Source organism: Streptomyces sp. NPDC006140, assembly GCF_040628815.1.
Taxonomy (GTDB): Bacteria; Actinomycetota; Actinomycetes; order Streptomycetales; family Streptomycetaceae; genus Streptomyces.
In genome coordinates this window covers 1-20,860 of record NZ_JBEXTS010000008.1, presented here as the reverse complement: position 1 = coordinate 20,860, position 20,860 = coordinate 1, and the positions used below count along the sequence as shown (strand labels likewise).

The 20,860-nt window shown below is 73.0% G+C and carries 18 protein-coding genes and 1 rRNA gene; 4 read left to right on the top strand and 15 right to left on the bottom strand.

Annotated elements, in window-relative coordinates; genetic code table 11:
* Nucleotides 1–130 precede the first annotated feature (130 nt).
* Nucleotides 131–757, bottom strand: a complete 627-nt coding sequence (locus ABZ386_RS21185; protein WP_351342976.1) for an NUDIX hydrolase — start codon at nucleotides 755–757, stop codon at nucleotides 131–133.
* Nucleotides 758–853: 96 nt separating this feature from the next.
* Nucleotides 854–2,512, bottom strand: coding sequence for a CTP synthase (locus ABZ386_RS21180; protein ID WP_031121122.1), 1,659 nt, complete (start codon nucleotides 2,510–2,512; stop codon nucleotides 854–856).
* Nucleotides 2,513–3,040: 528 nt separating this feature from the next.
* On the opposite strand from ABZ386_RS21180, the gene ABZ386_RS21175 reads away from it, so the two are divergent.
* Nucleotides 3,041–4,843 (top strand): glycoside hydrolase family 15 protein, encoded by a 1,803-nt coding sequence (locus tag ABZ386_RS21175; RefSeq protein ID WP_351343015.1) that lies wholly within the window; start codon nucleotides 3,041–3,043, stop codon nucleotides 4,841–4,843.
* Nucleotides 4,844–4,861: 18 nt separating this feature from the next.
* Here the strand turns inward: ABZ386_RS21175 and ABZ386_RS21170 are convergent, their stop codons facing one another.
* Entirely contained in the window at nucleotides 4,862–5,818 is a 957-nt protein-coding gene (locus tag ABZ386_RS21170; RefSeq protein ID WP_351342978.1) for an LLM class F420-dependent oxidoreductase, read from the bottom strand.
* Between the two features lie 104 nt (nucleotides 5,819–5,922).
* Here ABZ386_RS21170 and ABZ386_RS21165 point away from each other — a divergent pair, with 104 nt between their 5' ends.
* Nucleotides 5,923–7,566 (top strand): PucR family transcriptional regulator, encoded by a 1,644-nt coding sequence (locus ABZ386_RS21165; protein WP_356506146.1) that lies wholly within the window; start codon nucleotides 5,923–5,925, stop codon nucleotides 7,564–7,566.
* A 40-nt stretch (nucleotides 7,567–7,606) separates the two neighbouring features.
* Here ABZ386_RS21165 and ABZ386_RS21160 read toward each other — a convergent pair whose 3' ends face one another.
* The 5 genes from ABZ386_RS21160 to ABZ386_RS21140 form a co-directional block, all read right to left on the bottom strand.
* Nucleotides 7,607–8,749 carry a glycosyltransferase family 4 protein gene (locus tag ABZ386_RS21160; RefSeq protein ID WP_358965532.1) on the bottom strand — a complete coding sequence of 381 codons (1,143 nt, stop codon included), beginning with the start codon at nucleotides 8,747–8,749 and terminating at the stop codon, nucleotides 7,607–7,609.
* Between the two features lie 205 nt (nucleotides 8,750–8,954).
* Nucleotides 8,955–10,673: a DNA repair protein RecN gene (recN, locus tag ABZ386_RS21155; protein WP_351343017.1), complete on the bottom strand. Its 1,719-nt coding sequence runs from the start codon at nucleotides 10,671–10,673 to the stop codon at nucleotides 8,955–8,957.
* A gap of 179 nt (nucleotides 10,674–10,852) precedes the next feature.
* Complete coding sequence (locus tag ABZ386_RS21150) at nucleotides 10,853–11,758, bottom strand: NAD kinase (protein WP_114251197.1); 906 nt, start codon at nucleotides 11,756–11,758, stop codon at nucleotides 10,853–10,855.
* Nucleotides 11,755–12,570, bottom strand: coding sequence for a TlyA family RNA methyltransferase (locus tag ABZ386_RS21145; RefSeq protein ID WP_114251198.1), 816 nt, complete (start codon nucleotides 12,568–12,570; stop codon nucleotides 11,755–11,757). Before ABZ386_RS21145 ends, ABZ386_RS21150 begins: the two co-directional genes overlap by 4 nt.
* Nucleotides 12,571–12,577: 7 nt before the next feature.
* A complete protein-coding gene (locus tag ABZ386_RS21140; protein ID WP_114251199.1) occupies nucleotides 12,578–12,862 on the bottom strand; it encodes a hypothetical protein in 285 nt (94 codons plus the stop codon).
* A gap of 42 nt (nucleotides 12,863–12,904) precedes the next feature.
* On the opposite strand from ABZ386_RS21140, the gene ABZ386_RS21135 reads away from it, so the two are divergent.
* A complete protein-coding gene (locus tag ABZ386_RS21135) occupies nucleotides 12,905–13,252 on the top strand; it encodes an SCP2 sterol-binding domain-containing protein (RefSeq protein WP_356506144.1) in 348 nt (115 codons plus the stop codon).
* A 9-nt stretch (nucleotides 13,253–13,261) separates the two neighbouring features.
* On the opposite strand, the gene ABZ386_RS21130 is transcribed toward ABZ386_RS21135, so the two are convergent.
* The 4 genes from ABZ386_RS21130 to ABZ386_RS21115 form a co-directional block, all read right to left on the bottom strand.
* A complete protein-coding gene (locus tag ABZ386_RS21130) occupies nucleotides 13,262–14,191 on the bottom strand; it encodes an ABC transporter ATP-binding protein (RefSeq protein WP_351342989.1) in 930 nt (309 codons plus the stop codon).
* A complete protein-coding gene (locus ABZ386_RS21125; protein ID WP_351342991.1) occupies nucleotides 14,188–15,228 on the bottom strand; it encodes an iron chelate uptake ABC transporter family permease subunit in 1,041 nt (346 codons plus the stop codon). The genes ABZ386_RS21130 and ABZ386_RS21125 overlap by 4 nt, the downstream gene beginning before the upstream one ends.
* Entirely contained in the window at nucleotides 15,225–16,268 is a 1,044-nt protein-coding gene (locus ABZ386_RS21120) for an iron chelate uptake ABC transporter family permease subunit (protein ID WP_114251203.1), read from the bottom strand. Before ABZ386_RS21120 ends, ABZ386_RS21125 begins: the two co-directional genes overlap by 4 nt.
* A gap of 106 nt (nucleotides 16,269–16,374) precedes the next feature.
* On the bottom strand, nucleotides 16,375–17,406 hold the full coding sequence (locus ABZ386_RS21115) for an HAD hydrolase-like protein (protein WP_355726949.1): 1,032 nt from the start codon (nucleotides 17,404–17,406) through the stop codon (nucleotides 16,375–16,377).
* Nucleotides 17,407–17,478: 72 nt separating this feature from the next.
* Between ABZ386_RS21115 and ABZ386_RS21110 the strand changes: the two genes are divergently transcribed.
* Complete coding sequence (locus ABZ386_RS21110) at nucleotides 17,479–18,771, top strand: DUF1015 domain-containing protein (protein WP_358965530.1); 1,293 nt, start codon at nucleotides 17,479–17,481, stop codon at nucleotides 18,769–18,771.
* 55 nt (nucleotides 18,772–18,826) lie between these two features.
* Here the strand turns inward: ABZ386_RS21110 and ABZ386_RS21105 are convergent, their stop codons facing one another.
* The 3 genes from ABZ386_RS21105 to rrf all read right to left on the bottom strand — a co-directional run.
* On the bottom strand, nucleotides 18,827–19,513 hold the full coding sequence (locus tag ABZ386_RS21105) for a hypothetical protein (RefSeq protein ID WP_356670903.1): 687 nt from the start codon (nucleotides 19,511–19,513) through the stop codon (nucleotides 18,827–18,829).
* On the bottom strand, nucleotides 19,450–20,544 hold the full coding sequence (locus ABZ386_RS21100; RefSeq protein WP_358965528.1) for a hypothetical protein: 1,095 nt from the start codon (nucleotides 20,542–20,544) through the stop codon (nucleotides 19,450–19,452). The genes ABZ386_RS21105 and ABZ386_RS21100 overlap by 64 nt, the downstream gene beginning before the upstream one ends.
* 224 nt (nucleotides 20,545–20,768) lie before the next feature.
* Nucleotides 20,769–20,860, bottom strand: a 5S ribosomal RNA gene (rrf, locus tag ABZ386_RS21095); the annotation flags it as partial.

Genomic DNA, 20,860 nt, shown 5'->3' with positions numbered 1-20,860 from the left:
GATCGGATCAGCAGATCGTAGGACTGACAGCGTCAGGATCGCGCCTCAAAAGGGGCGCGGGGAACTGCGCGACCAGCCACGGCGAAAGCCGCACCCGACCGACGACCTTCCCGGCATCTCCAGCGGAGCGCTACGCCTCGAACGGACGAGCCGGCCACGGCGCCTGCGCCGGGCGCAGCGCGTCAAGGCCGTCCCCGGCCCGCGCGGCCACCAGCGACAGCACGCCGACGACGAGGCAGTTGTTGTGCAGCTCCCCCGCCAGGACACCCCGGACGAGGTCCTCGACCGGCACCCGGTCCAGCTCCATGTCGGCCTCTTCCTCCTCGACCGCGAAGCGCTCCCCCTCCGCCTCGGACAGATCACGCGCGAGGAAGATCCGCACGGCCTCGTCACAGCCGCCGGGGGTGGTGTACACGTCGGTCAGCACCCGCCAGTCCTCGGCCTTGACGTGCGCCTCCTCGTACAGCTCGCGCTGCGCGGCGTGCAGCGGGTTCTCGCCGGGGACGTCGAGCAGTCCGGCCGGGATCTCCCACAGCTTGTGGCGCACGGGGTGGCGGTACTGGCGCAGGACCAGGACGCGGTCGGCCTCGTCGAGGGCGAGGACGGCCACGGAGCCGGGGTGGACCTGGTAGTCACGGCCGACCACGGTGCCGTCGGGCATGACCACGTCGTCGGTGCGCACGGAGGTCTTGTTGCCCACGAAGGGGGTGTTCGTCGCCCGGACTTCCCACTCCTCGGGAGTGTCCTTGATCGTCATGCCTGTCCTTCCACGCGCCCTGCGCGACCTGCCGAAAAGAAACCGGGGTGCACACCCTTTGAAGGGATGCACCCCGGCCACCGTACAACTGGTGTGTTACTTCGAAGTCTTCCGCTCGACCGCGGCCTTGACGAGCCCGGCGAACAGCGGGTGCGGACGCGTCGGGCGCGAGCGCAGCTCCGGGTGCGCCTGGGTGGCGACCAGGTACGGGTGGACGTCGCGCGGGTACTCGACGTACTCGACGAGCTTGCCGTCCGGCGAGGTGCCGGAGAACAGGATGCCCGCCCTCTTCTCCAGCTCGGCGCGGTAGGCGTTGTTCACCTCGTAGCGGTGCCGGTGGCGCTCCTCGACGTACTCCTTGCCGTCGTACACCTCGCGCACGATCGAACCCTCGGCCAGCTTCGCCGGGTACATGCCGAGCCGCATGGTGCCGCCCATGTCGCCCTCACCGGCGACGATGTCGAGCTGCTCGGCCATCGTGGAGATGACCGGGTGGGCGGTCGCCGGGTCGAACTCGGTGGAGTTGGCGTCGGAGATGTCCGCGAGGTTGCGCGCCGCCTCGATCACGATGCACTGCAGGCCGAGGCAGAGGCCGAGCAGCGGGATCTTGTTCTCGCGCGCGTACTTGATCGCGCCGACCTTGCCGAGCACACCGCGGTCGCCGAAGCCGCCGGGGATGCAGATGCCGTCGACGTCGCCGAGCTGCGCCGCGGCACCGGCCGGGGTCTTGCAGTCGTCGGAGGTGACCCACTTGATCTTCACGCGGGCGCGGTTGGCGAAGCCGCCGGCGCGCAGCGCCTCGGTGACCGACAGGTAGGCGTCGGGCAGGTCGATGTACTTGCCGACCAGTGCGAGGGTGATCTCGTGGTCGGGGTTGTGGACGCGGTCGAGCAGGTCGTCCCAGGTCGTCCAGTCGACGTCCCGGAACGGCAGGTCGAGCTTGCGGACCACGTAGGCGTCCAGGCCCTCGCCGTGCACGGTCTTCGGGATGTCGTAGATCGAGCGGGCGTCGGGGCAGGCCACGACGGCGGCCTCGTCGACGTCGCACATCAGCGAGATCTTCCGCTTGATCGCGGTGGGCACCTCGCGGTCGCAGCGCAGCACGATCGCGTCCGGCTGGATACCGATGTTGCGCAGGGCCGCAACCGAGTGCTGGGTGGGCTTCGTCTTCAGCTCACCCGAGGGGCCGATGTACGGCAGGAGCGAGATGTGGACGACGAAGACGTTGTCACGGCCGACCTCGTGCCGGACCTGGCGGACGGTCTCCAGGAACGGCAGCGACTCGATGTCGCCGACCGTGCCGCCGACCTCGGTGATCACGACGTCGACCTCGTCCGTCGCCATGCGGCGGATGCGGTGCTTGATCTCGTTGGTGATGTGCGGGATGACCTGCACGGTGTCGCCCAGGTACTCGCCGCGCCGCTCCTTGGCGATCACGGTGGAGTACACCTGGCCGGTGGTGACGTTCGCGGAGCCGTCGAGGTCGCGGTCGAGGAAGCGCTCGTAGTGGCCGATGTCCAGGTCGGTCTCGGCGCCGTCGTTGGTGACGAACACCTCACCGTGCTGGAAGGGGTTCATCGTGCCGGGGTCGACGTTGAGGTACGGGTCGAGCTTCTGCATCACGACGCGCAGACCGCGGGCCTTGAGCAGCATGCCGAGGCTGGAGGCCGTCAGGCCCTTGCCGAGCGAGGAGGCGACACCCCCGGTGACGAAGATGTGCTTGGTCGTCGAGTTACGAAAAGCGGCGGGCGGCATGGCCAAGACGGGGCTCCCGTGGTCGCGGTCTGGGGGTGCGGTGCGGCTGCCTGCCGGAAATCTCCGGGGTGCCGTCGCTGCGGTTCGGGGGTTCCCTGTCGGGAAGGGGCCCACCGGTCCACGGGCTACCAGCGTATCAGCGCCGCGGGGGGATGGCTTCCGGCCACGCTCCGCGCACGCACCGACACGGAGACGATCGCCCACACCGGTCTCTCACCCGTTGCTCACTCGTTCGGCGTACTCACCTTGCCCAGAGCGGCACACACATCATCTGCGTGCGTCGTATCCTGCTCGGACACTCGCTGCCGAGCCCGGCCGGCCCAACGGCACCACCCACCGCCCGTGAGTACCGGAACAACGTGAGCTCGTCAGTTCGTTGAGCAACAATTGGCGCTTTGCATCACGGCAGAGCGACCTGTTTTGCTTCACCGCTCAACGACGCATTGCAAGACTTGCCGAAAACCCCCCTTGACCGCACTAGCGACAGCCCCCTCGTGGGGTGACGTGGCCGTTCGACTGGAGTTGCACGTGGCCGGGCGCATCGAAGACTACGCACTCATCGGAGACATGCAGACCGCTGCCCTGGTCTGCCGGGACGGGACAGTCGACTGGCTGTGCCTGCCCCGCTTCGACTCGCACGCCATCTTCGCCGGCCTGCTGGGCAACGAGGAGCACGGCTTCTGGCGGCTCGGCCCCGCCTACGCCTCCGACCAGGAGCCCCCCACCGCCGCCCGGCGCAGCTACCGCGGCGACTCGCTGATCCTGGAGTCCGAGTGGGACACCCAGCGGGGCACGGTCCGGGTGACCGATTTCATGCCGCCGCGTGACGGCGCCCCGCAGCTGATCCGGATCGTGGAGGGCGTCTCGGGCCGCGTGCCGATGCGCTCGGCGCTGCGGATGCGGTTCTCCTACGGGCGGGTGGTGCCGTGGGTGCACAAGCACGACGGGCGCACGGTGGCGGTGGCGGGCCCGGACTCCGTGTGGTTCGACACATCCGCCGAGACGTACGGCAAGTCGCTCACCACCTACGCGGACTTCACGGTCGCTCCCGGTGACCGGATCGCGTTCACGATCTCCTGGCAGCCCTCGCACAAGGAGCCGCCGCCGCTGCCCGAGCCGGAGCAGTCGCTGGAGGCGACGGAGGACTTCTGGCGCGAGTGGGTCGACCACTGCACGTACCACGGCCCCTACCGCGAGGCCGTGGTCCGCTCGCTGATCACGCTGAAGGCCCTGACGTACGCCCCGACCGGCGGCATCGTCGCCGCGCCGACCACCTCCCTGCCGGAGGACATCGGCGGCGTCCGCAACTGGGACTACCGTTACACGTGGCTGCGCGACGCGGCGATCACCCTGTCCTCGCTGCTGCGCACCGGCTACCGCGAGGAGGCCCGCGCCTGGCGCGAGTGGCTGCTGCGGGCGGTCGCCGGCGACCCGGAGAACCTGCAGATCATGTACGGCATCGCCGGCGAGCGCGAGCTGGGCGAGGCGGAGCTGGACTGGCTGCCGGGCTACGAGGGCTCCACCCCGGTCCGCGTCGGCAACGGCGCCGCGCACCAGCTCCAGCTGGACGTCTACGGCGAGGTCACCGAGGCCCTGCACCTGGCCCACATGACGGGCCTCGCGCGCAACGACTACGCCTCGCTGCTCCAGCTGAAGCTGATCCGCTACCTGGAGGACCACTGGCAGGACCCGGACGAGGGCATCTGGGAGGTGCGCGGCCCGCGCCGCCACTTCGTGCACTCCAAGGTCATGGCCTGGGTCGCCGTCGACCGCACGATCAAGCTGATCGAGTCCGGCGACGCCGACGGCCCGCTGGAGCGCTGGAAGGAACTGCGCGACGACATCCACCGGGACGTGTGCGAGAAGGGCTACGACAAGGAGCGCAACACGTTCACGCAGTCTTACGGCTCGAAGGAGCTGGACGCCTCCCTGCTGCTGATCCCGCAGATGGGCTTCCTGCCGCCGGACGACAAGCGGGTCATCGGCACGATCGAGGCGATCCAGCGGGAGCTGTCCACGCCGGACGGCTTCATCCTGCGCTACCCCACCTCGGGCGGCGACGAGGGCGTCGACGGCCTGCCCGGTGACGAGGGCGCGTTCCTCGCCTGCTCGTTCTGGATGGCCGACGACCTGGCGATGATCGGCCGCGTGGACGAGGCCCGCAAGCTCTTCGAGAAGCTGCTGTCCCTGCGCAACGACCTCGGTCTGCTGGCCGAGGAGTGGGACCCGCGCCTGCAGCGCCAGGTGGGCAACTTCCCGCAGGCCTTCAGCCACGTGCCGCTCATCGACACGGCGCTGCGGCTGACGGCCTCGGGCGCGTACGGCGGCTGAGCGGGAGCGCTGGGAGCGTCACTCCGGCTTGAGGGCCGTGAGCGTGCGCTCCCCCGCCGGGTCGCCCGCCGTGGCCGGGACCAGGGCTATCTCGTCGAGACCGGCCTCCGCGTAGGCGTCGACGCGGGCGCGGACGGTGCCGGCGTCGCCGACGAGGCCGACCGTGCCCGCGGCCTCGGGCGGCAGGGCCCGCAGCAGGGTGTCCCGGTCGGCGCCCTTGGCGGCCAGCTCGACGACCTCGGCGAACCCGGCGTCGACGAACATGTCGCTGTAGCCCGGCACGGCGAGGTAGCCGACGACGCTGCGCAGGATCTGCCGGAGCGACTCGGGCTCCGGGTCGACGGCGGCGGGCAGCCAGGCGGCCAGCCGCGGGGGCGTACGGCCCGCCCGCTCGGCGGCCGCGAGCATCCGCGCCCGCAGCATGCGGACCTGCTCCGGGGAGACGAGGTCGAGCAGCATCCGGTCGGCGTGGGCGACGGCCGTGGCGACGGCGCGCTCACCGAAGGCCGCCACGGTGAGCATCCCCCCGGGCGGCGGCAGCCGGCGCGGGAAGCCGCTGCCGGGCACGACCGGCTCGCCCGGCACGCTGTCCATCAGCGCGCGCACCGCCGCGGCCGACTCCTCCAGGGTGGCGGCGGGCCGGGTGCGCGGCCGGCCGTGCACGCCCTCGACGACCCGCTTGCTGGACGTGCCCAGGGCGACCCCGACGGGCCGGCCGGTGACGGCCGCGGTGGACGCGGCGCCCCGGACGACGGTGAGCGGGTCGCGCACGTTCACCGGCACCGGCCCGGCCGTCAGCGTGGCCTGTCGTGTGGCCGCGCCGATCGCCGTCGCCAGGACGAACGAGTCCCACGTCGGCCCCTCGCCCGCCCACACCTCCCGGTAACCGAGCCGGTCCGCGAGCACGGCGACCCGCAACGGCTCCTCGACCGGACTGTCGTCTTCCCGCCCCACGGCGACCACGCTGATGTCCATGACGGCGCCCGTACCCGGACGATCACACGGTAATCCCGTACGTGATCGCCCCCGGGCGGCCGCGGAGATGTCCGGGAGGCACCCGCGCGGGTAGCGTCCGGCCCATGGACAGCGGGACGGGCAGCGCGTACGACACCCAGGGCGCCGGGATCACCGTGCAGCGGGCGCTGGAGCTGCCAGGGCTGCGCAGCGGGCTGCCCGAGGTGCTGGCGGGCGCCGACCGGCTCGGGCGCACCGTGCGCTGGGTGCACGCGGGCGAGGTGCCGCACATCGCCTCGCTGCTCAAGGGCGGGGAGCTGCTGCTGACCACGGGCTACGGCCTCGGCGCCCGCCCGGCCGAGCAGCGGGCGTTCGTGCGCACGCTGGCCGAGCGCGGCATCGCCGCCCTGGTCGTGGAACTCGGCCCGCGCTTCACCCGGCTCCCCGCGGCGCTGGTCGACACGGCCCGCTCGGCCGGACTGCCGCTCGTCCAACTGCACCGCGAGGTGCCGTTCGTCACCGTCACGGAGGAGATCCACACCGAGATCGTCAACGGCCACTACGCGCTGCTCCAGCGGGCCGAGGAGGTGCACCGCCGCTGCACGGAGGCCCTGCTGGGCGGCGGCGGAGTGCCCCAGGTACTCGGCATCCTGGCCGACTTCGGCGGCAACCCGGTCTTCCTGGAGACGGCCGACGGGCAGTTGCTGTACGCCGCAGGGGCCGGTCCCGAGGGCGCGGACCCGCTCCAGGTGTGGGAGGGGCTGCGCGGGCAGCACAGGGACGAGCCGCCGCTCGCGGGCTCGCTCCTCGTGGACGTGCCGGGCGGCGGACCCGGCAGCGGGGGCGTCCGCGCGCGTCTCGTCCTGCTGCCCGTGCGGACTCCCCTGGCGCCCGTGCACCGCATGGCGGCCGAGCGGGCGGCGGGCATCCTGGCCGTGGTGCTGATGCAGGCGCGGCAGGAGGAGGAACTGGCGGCGCGCGGCCGCGGCGACTTCCTCACGGACCTCGCCGAGGGCCGGGTCACGGCGGAGGACGCCCCGGCGCAGGCACGCGTGCTGGGCTTCCGGCCGGGTGAGGGACCGCTGCTGCCGGTCGTCATGCGGCTGGGGGACGCGCTGCAGCCGGGGGGAGGCTGGGCCGTGCTGGCCCGGGCGGTCTCCGAGGAGCTGGCGGCGGTGGGCGTGCCGGTGCTGCTCGGGGTGCGGCCGGTGGAGGGCCGGGTGCCGGTGCTGCTGGGGCTGCGCGCGGAGTCGGAGCGGGCGACGGTCGCGGACCGGGTCGCGGCGGCGCTGCGGGCCGGTGTGGAGCGGGCCGGGATGCTGCGGCCGGGCGTGCCGCCGCCCGTGGTGGTCGTGGGGGTGGCGGGCGGCTGGACGGCGGCGGCCTCGGGGCTGCGGCACGCCGCCGAGACGGCCGCGGCGGCCCAGGGCCTGCCGGACCGGCCCTGGTTCGACGCCCGCCGCCTGGACATCGACCTGCTGCTGTGGCGGCTGCGCGACCACCCGGACCTGGCCGCCTTCGTCGACCGGGCGCTCGGCCCGCTGCTGGACCACGACCGCCGCTCCCGCCCGCCGCTGCTGCCCACCCTGACGACCTACCTCGCCCACGCGGGACGCAAGGCGGAGACGGCCCGGGAGCTGCACCTCAACCGGCAGACCCTGTACAACCGGCTGGCGCGCATCGGTGAGCTGCTGGGCACGGACCTGGACGACCCGCAGACGGTACTGGCCCTGAGCCTGGCGCTACGGGCCCGCAGACACGTCCCTTAGAGCTTTCCGTGAGGGACCGGGACCGGGTCAACTATTGCTTTCACGTCAGGGGCCGGGGCTGGGTCAACTCGTCGTAGACGCTGAGGACCTGGGCGACCGTCTCGTCCTCGGTCGGCCAGCTCGCCGCCTGCCGGGCGCCCTTGTCCTTCAGCAGCTCCCGGCGGGCGGGGTCGCCGAGCAGGCGTACGACGGAGTCGGCGAGGGCCTTCGCGTCGCCGTACGGCACGAGTTCGGCCGCGTCGCCGACGAGTTCGGGGATGCCGCCGACGTCGGTCGCGACGAGCGGCACGCGCGCGTGGAGCGCCTCCTGGGCGAGGACGGAGCGGGCCTCCCAGCGGCTCGGCAGCAGGGCGAGGTCGGCGGCGGCGAGCAGGTCGCTGATGTCGTCGCGCCGCCCGATGAGCCGGACCGGCAGCCCCTCCTCCTCGATCCGCCCCTGGAGTTCGCCGTGCAGCGGCCCCTCCCCGGCGATCACGACGAGGGGAACCGGGTCGAGGCGGCGCCACACGCGCGCCGCGTCCAGCAGTACGTCGTACCCGCGGTGGCGTTCCAGGGAGCCGACGGCCATGAGCAACGGCCGTCCGATGGCGCCGAGTTCGGCGCGGACCTTGGGCCGCAGCCGGTCGGGGTCGTCGGGCTCCACGGGCCGGCGGGAGCCGGGCAGCGCGACGGCCGCGAGCCGCGCGTCCCGCGCGCCCGTCCGCCGGGCCCGGTCCACGAGCGCCGATGTCGTCCCCAGCACGACGGTGGCCGCCTTCGCGACCCGCCGCTCCAGCACCTTCAGCAGTTGGGCACGCGCACCGTCGACGTGCGCCCGGTCGTGCCACGTCACCACCAGCGGGGTCCGCACGCGCCGCCCGCTGAGCGCGAGGACGGTACGGAAGGAGGCGTGCAGCCCGTGCGCGTGCACCAGATCGGCGTTCGCGCAGGCCGCCCGCAGCGCCGCCACCGACACCGGGTCGCTGCTGCGCGGCACGTGCACATGGTCGGCGCCGACCCCGCTGAAGTCATAGGCGCGATCCGCCTCGAAAGGGGCGCACACCGTGACTTTCACGCCCCTCGCGACGAGCCCCGCGGCCAGCGAGCGGACATGCGCACTGCTGGCGGCGTTGCCTCCGCCCAGCACCTGCACGGTGCGCAGCGGGGACTGGCCAGGCGGTGAGTGGCTGCTCACGGGGGTCACGTGGCCGGGCTCCTGGTTCGGGTCGGGCGGTCACGACGCGGTTTCCCACGCGTACTCCGCCAAGGATGCCAGGACATACGGGGGTTCCGGGAACGCCGGAACCCCGGCGGCGCGACCGTGGGGCGCGGCAGCGGGGGAATGCGCCGGGCCGGGTCACCCACACGAGTGAAGTTGGGCGACCCGCCCGGTCTGGTCCGCCCGCCGGCTACAGGTCCGCCCGGGCCGTCGCCAGCAACTCCTCCGCGTGCGCCCGGGCCGTCTCCGAGTCCTCCTGGCCGGCGAGCATCCGGGACAGTTCCCGCACCCGGTCCTCCCCTTCCAGGACCTTGACGCCGGAGCGGGTCACGGACCCGTCGTTCGTCTTCTCGACCAGCAACTGCCGGTCGGCGAAGGCGGCCACCTGCGGCAGATGCGTCACGACCACGACCTGCGCGCTCTTCGCCAGGCGCGCGAGCCGCCGGCCGATCTCGACGGCCGCCTTGCCGCCGACCCCGGCGTCGACCTCGTCGAAGAGGTACGTCGGCACGGGATCCGTCCCCGCGAACACGACCTCCACGGCCAGCATCACACGGGACAGCTCACCGCCGGAGGCGCCCTTGGCGATCGGCCGGGGCGGCGCGCCCGGGTGCGGGGCCAGCAGCAGCTCCACCTCGTCCACACCGGCGGGCCCGTAGGCGACGGGCCGCCCGCCGACCTCGACGCCGTCGGGGTCCTCGGTCTGCCGGATGTCGAAGGACACGCGCGCGTGCGGCATCGCCAGCGAGGCCAGTTCGGCGGTCACGGCGGCGGCGAACCGCTCGGCGGCCTCCGTCCGCGCGTCCGTCAACGCCTGGGCGAGCCCGCCCAGTTCGGCGCGCAGCGCGTCCCGCTCGGCGGTCAGCTCCCCGATCCGCTCGTCGTCGCCGTCGAGTTCGGTCAGCCGGGCCGCGCCGTTCTCCGCCCAGGCCAGCACGGCGGCGATGTCCTCGCCGTACTTCCTGGTCAGCCCGGTGAGCGCGGCCCGCCGCTCCTCGACGGCCGCCAGCCGCAGCGGATCGGCGTCCAGGTCGTCGGCGTACCCGGCCAGGTCCCCCGCCGCGTCGCGCAGCAGGATCCCGATCTCGCCGATGCGGTCGGCGAGCGCGGCCAGCGCCGGGTCGTGCGACCGTACGGCGTCCAGGGCCCGCTGGGCGCCCGCGACGAGCGTCCCGGCGTCGACGCCCTCGGGGTCCTCGGGATTGCCCGCCAGGGCGGCGTGAGCGGCCGCGGCGGCGGACGCCAGGGCCTCGGCGTGCCCGAGCCGCTCGGCCTCCTCGGCCAGCTCCACGTCCTCACCGGCCCGGGGCTCGACGGCGGCGATCTCGTCGAGGCCGTAGCGCAGCATGTCGGCCTCCTGGGCCCGTTCCCGCGCGCGCGTGGTGATCTCGTCGAGCTCGGCGGAGACGGCCCGCAGCCGCTTGTACGCCTCGCCGTACTTGGCCAGCGGCACGGCGACCGCGTCGCCGGCGTACCGGTCGAGCGCCTGGCGCTGCCGGGACAGCTTGAGCAGCCCCTGCTGGTCGGTCTGCCCGTGCACGGCCACCAGCTCGTCGGCGAGCTCGGCCAGCACGCCCACGGGCACGCTGCGTCCGCCCAGGTGCGCCCGGGAGCGCCCCTCGGCCGAAACGGTACGGCTGATCAGCAGGGCCCCGTCGTCGAGCTCGGCCCCGGCCTCCTCGGCGCGCAGGGCGGCCGTGTCGTCCGGGGAGACGGTGATCCGCCCCTCCACGACGGCCTTCCCGGCCCCGATCCGTACGAGCGCCGGGTCCGCCCGCCCGCCCAGCAGCAATCCCAGGCTGGTGACCACCATGGTCTTGCCCGCACCCGTCTCACCGGTGACCGCGGTGAACCCCGGCGACAGCTCGACGACGGCGTCGTCGATCACACCGAGCGACCGTATCCGCATCTCCTCCAACACGGACACGACCTTACGAGGTCCGGGCCGAGGATTGCGACTGGCCTGCCCTTGTCACCCACGCGAGTGGATCGCCCTCAAGGGGCGCGGGGCTGTATCAATATGCGGCTCCGCCGCGTGGGCGCGAACAACCACAAACGACCCGCACCCGCCGCCGACGAGCAACCACGCTAATGAGGGGCGCCCCGCCACCCGGAAACAGGCAGCGCGAACTTGGCCACCAGCCGGTCCGTGAACGAGGCATGGTGCAGCCGGGCCAACCGCACGGGCACGGCCCCCCGCCGCACCTCGACCCTGGCGCCCGGCGGCAGCTCCACCGTCCGCCGCCCGTCACACCACAGCACACCCGGCGGAATGTGGGGCAGAACCTCCACAGCCAACACAGAATCCGGCGATGTCACCAACGGCTTCGCGAACAGCGCGTGCGCGGAGATCGGCACCATCAGCAGCGCCTCGACCTCCGGCCACACCACCGGCCCGCCCGCGGAGAACGCGTACGCCGTCGACCCGGTCGGAGTCGACAGCACGATCCCGTCACAGCCGAACCCGGTCACCGGCCGCCCGTCGATCTCCAGGACGACCTCCAGCATCCGCTCGGCGGACACCTTCTGCACGGCCGCCTCGTTCAGCGCCCAGTCCGTGTGCACGATGTCGCCGTTGCGGTGCACCACGACGTCGACGGTCATCCGCTCCTCGACCTCGTACGCCTTGGTCACCACCCGGTCGACGACCTTGTCGAGGTCGTCCCGCTCGGCCTCCGCGAGGAACCCGACCCGCCCCAGGTTGACGCCGAGCATCGGCACGCCCGACGCCCGCGCGAACTCCGCGCCGCGCAGCAGCGTGCCGTCGCCGCCGAGCACGATGAGCAGCTCGCATCCGTCGAGGCACTGCGGGGTCGCCTCCTTGACCAGCTCCACCTCGTCCGGCAGCGGCAGGTCGCGTGCCTCGGCCTCCAGGACGCGGACGCCGAGGCCGGAGCGCAGCAGCCCCTTCACGACGAGCTCGGCACTGCGCACGGCGGCGGGCCGCCCCGTGTGGGCGAGCAGGAAAACAGTACGAGCTCGGTTCTCGGTCAACGCGGCCCCTCCGCCACAGCACGGTCAACGTCGGCCGGGTCCAGTTCCGGTGCCCCGGCCCGCAGCCACAAGAAGTATTCGACATTCCCCGACGGCCCGGGCAGCGGACTGGCCGTCACGCCCTTCGCGCCGAGCCCCAGCCCCCAGGCCTTCTCGGCCACCCCCCGGACCGCTTCGGCCCGCAGCTGGGGGCTGCGTACGACTCCCCCGCTGCCCAGCCGCTCCTTCCCCACCTCGAACTGCGGCTTGACCATCATCACCAGGTCGGCGTCCGGCTTCACGCACCGCACCAGGGCGGGCAGGACCAGCCCGAGCGGGATGAAGGACAAATCCCCCACGACAAGATCCACAGGCTCCCCATCGATCGCTTCAAGCGTCAACTCGCGTACGTTCGTACGATCCTTGACGGTGACGCGTTCATCGTTCTGCAGGGACCAGGCGAGTTGTCCGTATCCGACGTCGACGGCGACGACGTGGGCGGCACCCGCGCGCAGCAGGACGTCGGTGAAACCGCCGGTGGACGCGCCGGCGTCGAGCGCCCTGCGCCCCTCGACGGTCAGCCCCTGCGGCACGAACGCCTCCAGCGCACCGGCGAGCTTGTGGCCGCCGCGCGAGACGTAGTCGGGGTCGTTCTCGTCGGCCGCGACGACGATCGCCGCAGCCGTCTCCACCTGCGTGGCGGGCTTGGTCGCGACGGTCTTGCCGACGGAGACGCGCCCGGCGGCGATCAGCTGGCCGGCATGCTCACGCGAGCGCGCGAGCTTCCGGCGAACCAGCTCCGCGTCCAGACGGCGGCGTGCGACTCCTGCCACGTTCGGTTCAGCTCCTCGGTCCAGGCGGCGAGGGGGGCGCCGGAGGTCCCGGGCGTACGTCGAGCGCGGTCAGCGCGTCGCGCAGCCCCCGGTGTACATCCTCGTACACCTCGAGGTGCCCGTCCGTGGCGAGGTGGTCCGCGTCACCGAGCCGGTCCAGGGCCGCGTCCACGTCGGCGTCGCCGGTGGGGGTGCGGGGCACGTTCAGGGGAGCGGGGGCGGCGGGGTCGTACGCCTCGTGCGTGGCTTCTTCCTCCGCCACCGCCGGGGTCTCGGGAACTGCGTCGTCCATGCCCCGACGCTACCGCGAACGGCTGCGGTACCGTCGAGCGCGATGGCCACGATCGAGGAGTGCCGCAGCGCACTCGACAAGCTCTCGGACAACATGCAGCGCGCCGAGGGGGACGCCCGCGAGGCCGCGGCCCTGGACCGCTCGGTGAGCTGCCACATCACGGACCTGGACGTCACCTTCGCCGGCCGGATGCGGGGCGGGCGGATCGAGGTGCACGACACGGTGCCGGGGCCGCCGCCCGGCAAGGCCGAGATCAGACTGGCCATGACCGGCGACGACCTGGTGGCCCTGGTCGACGGCGAGCTGAACTTCGCCACCGCCTGGGGCTCGGGCCGGGTGAGACTCCACGCGGGGCTACGGGACCTGCTCCGCCTCAGGAAGCTCCTGTAGCGCCCGGCCTCAGGAGGCTTCCGCGGCGGTCACCTTCTCCACGCCGGCCTCGGACTCCGTCCCTGCCGCGTCCCTGATCCGGGCCTTCCGCGCCGCCGGCACGATCAGCGGTGTGCCCGTCTCCGGGTCGTCGATGACCTGGCAGCGCAGTCCGAAGACCTCCTCGACCAGCTCGGCCGTGACGATGTCGTTCGGCGCGCCCTGCGCGATGACCCTGCCCTCGCGCAGGGCGATGAGGTGGGTGGCGTAGCGGGCGGCGTGGTTCAGGTCGTGCAGTACGGCGACGAGCGTGCGCCCCTGCTCCTCGTGCAGCTCCGCGCACAGGTCCAGCACGTCGATCTGGTGCTGGATGTCGAGGTACGTCGTCGGCTCGTCGAGCAGCAGCAGCGGGGTCTGCTGGGCGAGCGCCATGGCGATCCACACCCGCTGGCGCTGGCCGCCGGACAGCTCGTCGACGTAGCGGTCGGCGAGCTCGGCGACGCCGGTCTGCCGCATGGACTCCTGGACGACCCGCTCGTCCTCGGTGGACCACTGGCGCAGGATGCCCTGGTGCGGGTAGCGCCCCCGGCCGACGAGATCGGCGACGGTGATGCCGTCGGGCGCGATGGACGACTGGGGCAGCAGGCCGAGGGTGCGCGCGACCTTCTTCGCGGGCATCGACTGGATGACCTGCCCGTCGAGCAGCACCCGGCCCGCGCTGGGCTTGAGCATCCGCGACAGCGCCCGCAGCAGCGTCGACTTGCCGCACGCGTTGGGGCCGACGATCACGGTGAAGGAGTTGTCGGGTATCTCCACCGACAACTGCTCGGCGATGACCCGCTGGTCGTAGGCGAGGGTGACGTTCTCGGCGGACAGACGGTTCACGGTGCTCCTTCGGTTGTTCAGCCCGCTGCTGATGCTGCGCTCGGCGTTCGTGCCCACGCCGGTGCCGGTGCTCATATCCGCCCCGCCTTGCGTTCGGTGACCAGCAGCCACAGCAGGTAGACACCGCCGAGCACGCCGGTGACCACGCCCACGGGCAGTTGCTCGGCGCCGAACGCCCGCTGCGAGGCCCAGTCGGCGGTGACCAGCAGGGCGGCGCCCATGCACAGCGACGGCAGCAGGTTCGGGCCGGGCGAACGGGTCAGGCGCCGGGCCAGCTGCGGCGCGGTGAGCGCCACGAAGCTGACGGGCCCGGCCGCGGCGGTCGCGGACGCGGTGAGCAGCACGGCCGCCACCATCAGCAGCAGCCGGACGCGCTCCACCCGCACGCCGAGGGCGTACGACACGTCGTCGCCCATCTCCATCAGCCGCAGCCCGCGCGCGTTGACGAGCACGAGCGGCACGAGCACGGCGCACAGCGCGAGCAGCGGCCAGACCTGGGCCCAGTCACGGCCGTCGAGGGACCCGGTCATCCACACGACGGCGCGGGCCGCGTCCACCAGGTCGGACTTGGTGAGCAGATAGCCGTTGACCGCGGTGACGATCGCGGAGACGCCGATGCCGACCAGCACCAGCCGGTAGCCGTGCACGCCCCGCTTCCAGGCGAGGACGTAGATGGCGAGCCCGGTCGCCAGGCCGCCCACGAGCGCGCCGACAGCCACCTCGTTCGCGCTGCCGGAGAACAGCACGATCACCGTGAGCGCGCCGGCCGCCGCGCCCTGGCCGAGGCCGAGCACGTCCGGACTGCCCAGCGGATTGCGGGAGATGGACTGGAACAGCGCACCGCCGAGTCCGAGCGAGGCGCCGACCAGCAGCCCGACCAGGACCCGCGGCAGCCGCAGTTCGTTGACGATGAACTCCTGGCCCGCGTTGCCGTCGCCCACGAGCGTCCTGAGCACGTCGGCGGCCGGGATCGGGAAGTCGCCGGTGCCGATGAGCACGACACTGGCCACGAGCGCCGCGACCAGCAGCAGGAGCACGACGGTGAAGGCCCGTACGTCCAGGCGTACGGAGAGCCCGCCGGGGGTTCGCAGAGCACGGTTGGTGGTCTTCACAGCTGCGCCGTCCTCCGCCGTCGTACGAGGTAGATGAACACCGGTCCGCCGAGGATCGCGGTGACGATGCCCACCTGGAGTTCCGAGGGCCGGGCCACGATCCGGCCGATGACATCGGCGCCGAGCAGCAGCACGGGCGACAGGATCGCCGCGTACGGCAGGATCCAGCGCAGGTCGGGCCCGGTGAAGGAGCGCACGACGTGCGGCACCATCAGCCCGACGAACACGATCGGCCCGCAGGCGGCGGTCGCGGCCCCGCACAGCACGGTCGCGGCCAGCATGGACAGCGCCCGCGTCCGATTGAGGTCGGCGCCGAGCGCCTTGGCGGTGTCGTCGCCCATGGCCATGGCGTTGAGCGGCCGGGCGAGGGCCAGCGCGAGGACCATGCCGGCCAGCAGGAACGGCAGGACCTGCGTGATGGTCGAGTCGTTCGCCGCGGACAGCGAACCGATCGTCCAGAAGCGCATCTTGCCGAGCGCCGCGTCGTCCATGATCATCACGGCCTGGAGGTAGCCGTAGAGCGCGGCGCTGATCGCCGTGCCGGCCAGGGCGAGCCGTACCGGTGTCGCGCCCCGGCTGCCGCCGAGGAACCAAACCAGCGCCCCGACCGCGGCCGCGCCGAAGAAGGCGAACCAGACGTAGCCGCTGAGCGAGGTGATCCCGAGGTAGGTGATGGCCGTGACGACCGCGGCGGAGGCGCCCGCGTTGATGCCGAGCAGTCCGGGGTCGGCCAGCGGGTTGCGGGTGAGGGCCTGCAGGACCGCCCCGGCCAGGCCGAGCGCGGCACCGGCGAGCAGCCCGAGCACGGTCCGCGACAGCCGCTCCGCGACGACGACATCGCCGTACGTCCCCGCATCCTCGAACAAGCCGTGCCAGACCTGCCCGAGGGACAGCTCTTTCGCTCCGATCGCGATGCTCGCCAGCGCGACGAGCACCAGGATCGCGACGGACAGGAGCAGCCCGAAGGCTCGTACCGCCCGTCGGGTCGGGGGCGCGGGGGCGGTCTCCGCGCGCTGTTCAGGGGGACTCTCGACCAACACGCAGTTAGGTTAGCCTACCCTCGCATTCGATCACGATTTCGGATCCTGGCCGCCGCGCGGACGCCTCGCTCCAGCGTGCCCGCGAACCATCACATCCAACCGTCCGTCAGAACCCCAGCCGCACGAGGGCCTTGGCCCCGTCCAGCTCGCACCCGCCGTCGCCGGCGGCCGTCCAGGCCACCGCGCACAAGGCGCGCAGGCCGTCCAGGGCTTCGCCGTCCCCGTCGAGCTCCAGGCGGTCCGCGCCGGCCGTCGCCGTCCAGCCGCCGCACCGGAACCCGCCGTCGCCCACGGCGACGACGTCCGGCTGGCCGCTGAGCATCCCGCGCAGATCCGCGTCCACGTAGGTCGGCCGGTGCTGCGGCGGCGCGGCCAGCAGCTGCGCCCCGTCGGTCACGCCGGTCAGGACGAGCAGCGAGTCGACCTCTCCGTTGAACGCGCCCTCGATGTCCGTGTCCAGCCGGTCCCCGACGACCAGCGGCCGCTCCGCCCCCGTCCGCAGGATCGTCTCCCGGTGCATCGGCGGCAGCGGCTTGCCCGCGACCTGCGGCTCGGCGCCCGTGGCGATCCGGACGACCTCCACCGCCGCGCCGTTGCCCGGGGCGATGCCGCGTCCGCTCGGAATCGTCAGGTCGGTGTTGGACGCGAACCAGGGCACGCCCCGCGCGACGGCATAACAGGCCTCGGCGAACCGTCCCCAGGGCAGCTCGGGCCCGCCGTATCCCTGCACCACCGCCGCCGGATCGTCGTCCGCCGACTCGACGGGCACCAGCCCACGCTCGCGCAGGGCCACCCGCAGCCCCTCCCCGCCGACCACCAGCACCCGGGCGCCCTGCGGCACTTGCTCGCTGATCAGCCGCGCGACCGCCTGCGCCGAGGTGATGACGTCGTCAGCGCCCGTGGGTATCCCCAACTCGGTCAGATGCTCGGCCACCGTGCCGGGAGTGCGCAGCGCGTTGTTGGTGACGTACGCCAGCCGCATCCCGCCCGCCCGGGCCGCCGCCAGCGACTCGACCGCGTGCGCGATCGCGCTCCCGCCCGCGTAGACCACGCCGTCCAGATCGAGCAGCGCCGTGTCGTACGCCTCGCTCAGGGCCTGCCCACTGCCCTCGGGCCTCGTCCTGACGCTCCGGCTCATCCCGCATCGCTCCTCGTTCGACGGCTTTCCCCCGATCATCCCCCATGCCACTGACACCCGTACGATGCCGGGATGAACACAGCAGGTCACTCGGCGGCAACGGCGCACCGAGGCCTGGAACTCACCCCGTTCCGAGGCCTTCGTTACGACCCCGACCGGGTCGGCAGCCTTGCCGCCGTCACATCTCCGCCGTACGACGTCGTGGTCCGCCCCGACGGCCTGCACCACCTCGAGTCCTCCGACCCGCACAACATCGTCCGCCTGATCCTCCCCCAGGCCGCCACCCCCAGCGCCCGCAACGAACAGGCCGCCGTCACCCTGCGCCGCTGGCTGTCCGAGGGCGTCCTGACCACCGACCCCGAGCCCGGCCTGTACGTCTACGAGCAGCGCGACGGCGACGGCATGCTGCAGCGCGGCATCATCGGCGCGCTGCGCGTGTCGGACCCCGTCGAGCAGGTGGTCCTGCCGCACGAGGACGTCATGCCGCACGTCGTCGCCGACCGCGCGGCCCTCATGCGGGCCACCTCCGCGAACCTCGAACCGCTGCTGCTGACCTACCGAGGCGACGACTCGGCGACCGCCACCGCGGACCTGATCGAGCGCACCGCCGACCGGCCTCCGCTCCTCGCCACCACCACGGAGGACGGCTTCAGCCACCGCCTGTGGTCGCTCACCGCCCCCGCCGACGTGGCCACGATCCAGACGGACCTGGCCCGCCACCAGGCGCTCATCGCCGACGGCCACCACCGCTGGGCGACCTACCGCCGCCTCCGGGCGGAACACCCCTCCCCCAGCCCCTGGGACCACGGCCTGGTCCTCCTGGTCGACACGGCCCGCTACCCCCTCCGGGTCCGCGCCATCCACCGCCTCCTGCACGACCTGCCGGTCGACGCCGCCGTGGCCGCCCTGGACGGCCGTTTCCGCGTCCGCCGCCTCGACGTCCCGCTGCCCGAGGCCCTGGCGGCGCTGGCGGACGCTGCCTGCGCGGGCAACGCGTTCCTGCTGGCCGGCGACGGTTCCTTCCACCTCGTCGACCGGCCGGACCCGGACCTCCTGGCCCGCACGGTCCCCGCCGACCGCCCCACCGCGTGGCGCACCCTCGACGCGACAGTCCTGCACGCCACGCTCCTCGACCACGTCTGGCACATCCCCGAGGACTCCCCCGACCGCATCGCCTACATCCACGACACGGCCGCCACGGTCGCGAAGGCGGAACGCGACGGCGGTACGGCGGTGCTGATGCACCCGGTCCGCGAGGAGGTCGTCCGCGACCTGGCCCGGCAGGGCGTGACGATGCCCCGCAAGTCCACGTCGTTCGGCCCGAAGCCGGCGTCGGGCCTGGTCCTGCGCGCACTGGACCTCTGACACGCGTGAGGGGGCGGATCCCGGTCGGGATCCGCCCCCTCTATGTCACCTGACGTCAGTCCTTCTCCTCCGAGGAGGCGTCCTCGCCCTCAGTCTCGTCCTCGTCCTCGGCCAGGGCGTCCACGAACTCCACCCCGTCCAGCTCGGCGAGCCGGTCCGAGGCGTCCGTGCTGCCGTCCCGGTCGGCCTCGACGGCCTTCGCGAACCACTCCCGCGCCTCGCCCTCCCGCCCGGCGGCCAGCAGCGCGTCGGCGTACGCGTACCGCAGCCGCGCGGTCCAGGGCTGCACGGAGTTGGAGGCCAGCTCCGGGCTCTGCAGCGTCACGATGGCCGCGTCCAGCTGCCCCATGTCCCGCCGCGCACCGGCCGCGACGAGCCGCATCTCGACCTGCCCGGCCTTGTCGAGCTTGTGCACCTCGGGCGCACCGGCCATGTCCAGCGCCTTCTCCGGCCGCCCGAGCCCACGCTCGCAGTCGGCCATGACGGGCCACAGGTCGATGTTCCCGGTCATCCGCTTGGCGGCCCGGAACTCGGCCAGCGCCTCGCCGTACTTCTGGTTGGCGTACGCGGCGAACCCGGCGGCCTCGCGCACGGCGGCGACCCGCGACGCCAGCCGCAGCGCGATCCTGGAGTAGGCGTAGGCGCCCTCGGGGTCCTCGTCGAGGAGTCGCGCGACCATCACCAGGTTCCTGGCGACGTCGTCCGCGAGCGTCTTGGGCAGGCTCTGCAGCTCCTGCCGCACGTCCTTGTCGATCTCGTCGCCCGTGACGTCCTCGGGGATCGGCAGCCGCTTGATCGGCTCCCTGTCCCGCTCGCGCTCCTCACGGAACCGGCCGCCGCCCCGCCTGTCGTCCCGCCTGTCATCGCGCCTGTCGTCACGGCCTCGGAAGCCCCCGGGCCGCCCACCGCGGTCGTCGCGCCGGGGCCCGCGCCCGCCACGGTCGTCCCGGCCACGGAAGCCGCCGCGATCGTCACGACGGTCACCACGGTTGTCGTCGCGCCGGAACTCACCGCGATCGGTGCGAGGTCCGTCATCCCGGCGGAAGCCGGTACGCCCGCCCCGACCGCTGTCGTCACGCCGGAAGCCGCCACGGTCCCCGCGGTCGTCGCCACGGCGCTCGTCACGCCCACGGAAACCGCCGCGATCGTCACGACGGTCGTCCCGCCGGTCATCACGCCGGTCATCACGCCGGAATCCGCCACGATCCCCGCGCTCGTCGCTACGGAAGCCACGGTCACGGTTGTCGCGGCGCTCGCCACGGTCGTCGCGGCGGGGGAATCCGCCGCGGTCGCCCTCGCGCCTGTCGTCACGACGGTCATCCCGCCTGTCGTCACGACGGTCATCGCGCCTGTCATCCCGACGGTCGTCCCGTCGGAAGCCACCGCGCGGCCCACGGTCGTCTCCCCGGCGGACATCGCTACGGCGGTCGTCGCGCCGGCCGTAGCCACCGCCGCGGTTGTCGTCGCGGCGGTTGTCGTCGCGACGGAAGCCGCCACGGTCGTCACGGCGATCGTCACGGCGGTCATCCCGGCGCTCGCCACGATCGTCGCGCCGGAAGGCGGGGCGGTCACCGCGGTCGTCGCGGCGGAATCCGCCCCGGTCGCGGTCGTCTCGGCGCGGCCCGCGGTCACGGTCGTCGCGCCGGCCGTACCCGCCACCACGGTTGTCGTCACGCCGGAAGCCACCGCGGTCGCCACGGTCGCCTCGGTCCCCCCTGTCGCCTTCGCGACGCCCGTAGCCACCACGGTCGCCGTCGCGGCGGAAGCCACCACGGTCGCCACGGTCCCCGCGCTGTCCGCCGCGGTCGCTCCGGTCCCCCTCCCGTCGCCGCTGGTCGCGCTCCGGTCGGTCGTCGGGAGAGTTGGTGGACATGGTGACTCCTGTCTTCGGTACCGCAAGTCATTCTCGCGCAGCCGGGTGCCCAGCGCGCAGTGCAAAAACGAAAGGACCCCTGGTCCCAGCTGAACGCTGGTGACCAGGGGTCCTTCCAAAGATTGTTCGGCGGCGTCCTACTCTCCCACAGGGTCCCCCCTGCAGTACCATCGGCGCTGTAAGGCTTAGCTTCCGGGTTCGGAATGTAACCGGGCG